Annotated in this window: 4 protein-coding genes and 1 pseudogene; 1 reads left to right on the forward strand and 4 read right to left on the reverse strand. The window is 65.9% G+C overall.

What is annotated here, in order from left to right:
* Nucleotides 1-736 (forward strand): endolytic transglycosylase MltG (mltG, locus tag V7116_RS25340; RefSeq protein ID WP_324394792.1); only part of this gene is annotated, 736 nt, incomplete at its 5' end.
* 215 nt (nt 737-951) lie between these two features.
* On the opposite strand, the gene V7116_RS25345 is transcribed toward mltG, so the two are convergent.
* The 4 genes and pseudogenes from V7116_RS25345 to V7116_RS25360 form a co-directional block, all read right to left on the reverse strand.
* Complete coding sequence (locus V7116_RS25345) at nt 952-2,784, reverse strand: SLC13 family permease (protein ID WP_324394793.1); 1,833 nt, start codon at nt 2,782-2,784, stop codon at nt 952-954.
* 78 nt (nt 2,785-2,862) lie between these two features.
* Nucleotides 2,863-3,567 (reverse strand): SLATT domain-containing protein, encoded by a 705-nt coding sequence (locus tag V7116_RS25350; protein WP_324394794.1) that lies wholly within the window; start codon nt 3,565-3,567, stop codon nt 2,863-2,865.
* Nucleotides 3,564-4,220 (reverse strand): DUF4231 domain-containing protein, encoded by a 657-nt coding sequence (locus V7116_RS25355; RefSeq protein WP_324394795.1) that lies wholly within the window; start codon nt 4,218-4,220, stop codon nt 3,564-3,566. Before V7116_RS25355 ends, V7116_RS25350 begins: the two co-directional genes overlap by 4 nt.
* A gap of 73 nt (nt 4,221-4,293) precedes the next feature.
* Nucleotides 4,294-4,962, reverse strand: a pseudogene (locus V7116_RS25360) (hypothetical protein); the annotation flags it as partial.

Genomic DNA, 4,962 nt, shown 5'->3' on the forward strand with positions numbered 1-4,962 from the left:
GCCCGCCGTCGAGCCGGTCACCGGGCCGCGCGTGCCGCAGTGCCCGTGCACGATCGTCGTGCCCGAAGGCTGGCGGCGCGAGCAGATCGCGGCGGAGATCGATACGGTCCCGGTTGGGTTCTCCGGCCAAGCGTTTTTGAACGCTACCGGGGCAGGCGTCATGACGCCATATGACTACGCGAATGCGCGCCCCGGCGGAACGTCGCTGGAAGGCTTTTTGTTCCCCGGCACGTACGAGATCCAGAACGACACGACCGCCGAAGGGTTCCGCGACCAGCTTCTAGCGGCCTTCGACGCGAGCATCCCCGCGCAGATGCGCGCCGACGCCGCCGCGCAAGGCATCAGCTTCTACGAGGCGCTGACGATGGCGTCCGTCATTCAGCGGGAATCGCGCGCGGCGGAAACGCAAAAGTTGATCGCCAGCCTGTTTTACAACCGCCTGCGCGACGGCAACCGCCTCGCCTCGACCGCCGGGGCGCAGTATGCGCTCGGCGGGCCGGGCAACTGGTGGCCGCGCATCAACGGCAGCAACATGAGCGTGGAATCGCCGTACAACATGTACACGCGCCCCGGTCTGCCGCCCGGCCCCATCGACAGTCCCGGCGTGGGCGCGATCACGGCGGCGGTTTATCCGGCGCAGACCGACTATTACTATATGGCCGCGTCATGTGACGGCACGGGCGCGAAGTTCTCCGTCACATATGAGGAGCATCTCGCCACGGTGAACTGCCAGTAGGTGGACAGGCAGGAGAAACGCGTAAGGGCAATTCATGAATTGCCCCTACGGATATGCGGAATATGGGGTTTGTAGGGGCGTATTGCGATACGCCCCTACGGGCAACAGACGAAACTCTGCACAAGACAAAAACGGGCGGATCATAAACCCGCCCCTACAAAATCCTCGATGATGCCGCAGCGCAGCCGTGACCAGTGCCTAAAGGACGGGGTTTCCTACAGTCCCCAAAAAATCTTCATGCCCAGGATCAGCATCAGGCAGCAGATGATGGTCAGGCCCCACCCCAGCCGCGCGAAGTCCGAGAAGCGGTAGTTGGCCGGACCCATCACCAGCACATTGATCGGGTGCGCCAGCGGCGTCAGGAACGACGCCGAGCAGCCGATCGCCGTGGCGACCGCGATCGCGTGCGGATCGGTGCCCAGGCTGAGCGCGGCGCTGATCGCAACGGGTCCGGTGACGAGGGCCGTCACCTGCCCGCCCATCACCTGCGCCAGCAGCGCCGTCAGCAGGAAGCAGCCCGCCGCAAGCCCAAGCGGGCCAAACGGCGTCACGACGTTCACCATCTGCTCGCCAATACGATCCGCCAGCCCGGTATGCACCATGCCCAGACTGACCGAATACATGCCCGCGACCAGGAAGATCGCCTGCCAGCGCACGCTGCGATAGGCTTCCTCGATGGAAATCAACCGCGACAGGAACAGCAAAATCGCGCCCGCCAGCATCGCCAGATAAACGGGGAAGCCCGCGATCGAGAAGCCGATCGCGCCCAACGTGATCGCGCTCGCCAGGGCCACCTGCCGCACCTGGATCATCTCGTCACGCGTGTCCGGTTCCAGCACGATGAAGTCGCGGCTGGCCTGGAGACGCCGCGTACACGCGCGTGGGCCGATCACCAGCAGCGAATCGCCGGGCCGCAGCTTCATGTTGGCGAGGTCGGTGCGGTAGCTGCGCCCGTCGTGCCACAGCGCGATCACCGTGCAGCCAAACTCGCGCCGGAAGTTCAACTGGCGGAGCGTCTGCCCCTCCACGGACGAATGCGGCGCGGGCACGACCTCGACCAGCGCGACGCCGGGGCGGCTGAGGTGGCGCTGGATCCCGTGTCCGTTGACGGTCACGCCTTCGATCTCGCGCACGCGCTCCTCACGCCCGACGATCAACAGCGTGTCACCCTCGGTCACGATCTGATCGGGCGCGGGCGCGTAGACCGGGCGGCGGCCATGCTGAACCGCCACCACGACCACGCCGAAACGCTCACCCAGGTGCGAATCGGCCAGGGAACACCCGTTGAGATCGGAATCCTTGTGCACCTGCACGTCCCACAGCCGCTCGCCCAGTCGGTAAAAATCTTCCAGCTCGTACCCGGTGGGGCGCGACACAATGTCGTCCACCAGCGTGGGACGATCGGGCAGGAGGTGGCGACCGAGCAGCACGATAAACGCGATACCGGCGATCGTGATCAGCCCACCGGTCGGCGTGAAGTCGAGGATGTGCAGCGCCGTCTGCGGCGGCTCCGCGGCCAACAGCAGATCGCTGATGATGATGTTGGCCGTGGTGAAATACGTCGCCGTGCCGCCCAACAGGCTGGAATAGGCGATCGGCATCAGCAGCTTGCTCGGCTTGACGCCGCTGCGCCGCGCCACGTCCATCGCGCTCGGCAGCAGCAGCGCGCCCGCCGCCACGCTGTTCATCACCAGCGACAACAGCGCGACCGTGACGGAAAACAGCGCGATCAGCTTCCACTCGGACTGGCCGCCGACCGACAGCAGCCGGGCCGCGATCCAGCGCGTGATGCCCACCTTGTCCAGCGTATGCGTGATGATGAACAGGCTGATGAGGGTGACGACGACCGGCTGCCCGAAGCCGGAAATCGCCCTTGAGGCCAGATCCGGCGAATCGGCGGGGCCGAGCAAGCCCAGCCCCACGAACTGCCCCACTCCCAACGCGACGGCGATGATCAACGCGGCAGTATCCGCGCGCAGACGATTAAACAGTGCCAGCCCCAGCGGAATCGCCAGCACCGCGATCAGATACCACTCTACCCAGCTCATTGATTAGCAGTCTCACACAGGTTGCGATCGATTAGGTCGATGTGTCGGCAGATTGGCGTTCCCCGGCGGCTTGCGACGTTACGTGCCGCCGCCGGTCGCGGGCGTCGTCCCCTGACCGCCCGCCTTAACCGGCAGGCTGATCTGGCCCCACTGCCCCGCCTCACCGCGCAGGATTTCTTCCGTCCTGTCAACCAGATCCGGGAACGCACGCTGATAGTCGCCCGGCTCGATGTAGTCCTCGTCGGGCATCGTCAGCCGCGCCTGCTGAAGCGCGACCCACGCCTCGTCGTATAACGACGCCTGACGATCCCACTGGTACAGCGAGCGGAAGGCCGATACCGCCGCCGCAAACGCAGGCAGCAGCGCCGTCACCAGAGGCAAGATGGAGCGGTCGTTGACCACTGACAGCGACGACACGACGGTCGAGATGCCCATGATAAACGCGGACACATACAGCATACGGTCGGCGTTGAAGTTAAATTCATCGGAACGCCGCTGGTAGTAACCGGCCTGATAGTCGAGCCGCTCGGCCAGATACAACTGGGTGCGAATGCGCGCTTCCTCTTCCGTAAACGGGCTGACGCCTGCCGCTGCGCCGGACGCCGCCTCTACGGACGGCTGGGCCGGGGGCGTTTCGGCTGCGGGTGCAGCGGGCGCGCCGGATTCACCGAGCGGCTGGGCTTCGTCGGCGGCGGCAGGCGTCACAGGAACCTGCGGCTCCTCCGGCGTCGAGTTGGCGTCCTCAGGCTGCGGATCGGTTGGGACAAGGTTGGCGTCGGTCATTGTTTCGCCCCTTCCTGCTTATCGCTCAAGATGTCGAGCACGGACTGACCCAGCAGGCGCGAGCGATCGCGCCCGGTGTCGGCATTAAACGGGGGCCGCCGAGCCATAAACGTGAAATACAGAGAGCGCAGCGACTCGGCTTTGGCGCGCGCCTTGAACCAGTTCTGCTGCGGGGCCTGATTCGCGTTCAGGAAGGACACCATCGCCGCGATGCCGCTAACCGCCACCGTCAGCCCCGCCAGCAGATCGGTGAGGTCGAACAGCCCCAGCGACACGTCCTGCGTCGTGCCGTTCAGAAACACGCTGATCGCCGAAAACGCGGTGGTCAGGAACGCGGACAGGATAAAAATCCACTGGTACAGGTAGTGGCGGTTCTGGTAGTAGCGCGCCAACTGGTCCCAGCGCCAGAAGCTCGGCATGAGGTACTGTTCCAGCTCGCGCACGTCTTCGCGCAGCGCCTGGGTCGCCTGGGGCCAGTCGTTCAGGGCGATAAACCCTTCCTGAGCCAGCCGTTCCTGGTACCCGGCGGCGGCGCTGTCGGGCACGGCTTCCCGTGGGACGCCGCGCAGCTTGGGCCGCCGGTTCTGGAAAAAGTACTTGGGCTGCTGCCGCGACGCAGAGGCCGCGGGCTGCGAGGCAGCGTTTTCGGCCATGCTTCCCTCCTTGAGTGCTTCTTACCAGTGAGAACGCCGGGCGGCGTTCCGAACCATCCAACAAACAGCCCACTCAGGCGAACAGCGCCACTACCTGCCAGTCCGCCAGATCCGCGCCTGCTTCGCGCCGGATGAGCATGACCGACTCGGCGCGCCAGCCGATCAGGTCGATCTCGCGCTGCATGCGCGCGACCAGACGCGGGTACGTCAAGGCGGGCACAGCGCTGCCCACGACGATTTGCGCCAACTGCACGTCGTCATCCTCGGCAGGCACGATCAGGCCATCGAGGTTAAACATCAGGTCGTCGTACGGCTCGTCCAGCGCGTCTTCCGGCTCGACGGCCAGCCCTGCCACGTACTGCTGCGTGCCGATCACGCTCGCCAGCACGCCCGCGACTTCCAGATCGAAGGGCAGGTGCTCCTGCGCCCAATCGTCCAGCGCCCCCTCGACTTCGACTGGATCATCGGTGCGGAACACCGGGGCCAGATCGATGCCGGGCGGCGGCGCGCCTTCGATCCCGGCGTCCTCGCGCAGTTCTTCGATCTGCTCGACCAGATCCAGCGGCAGCGTAAGCACGATGCGGTAAATCCAGTCGGGCAGCACCGGCGCGCCTTCATCGGACGCCTCCTCCTCGCGTCCGGGCGCGGCGGGCACTTCTACGTGCACGGCGGGCGCGGGAGCCGGGGGCGCAGACGGCGGCGTGGGTCGCACCTCCACTACCGGCGGCGCAGGCACGACGGG

The organism is Aggregatilinea sp., from assembly GCF_036822615.1.
In the GTDB taxonomy this organism is placed as follows: Bacteria; Chloroflexota; Anaerolineae; order Aggregatilineales; family Aggregatilineaceae; genus Aggregatilinea.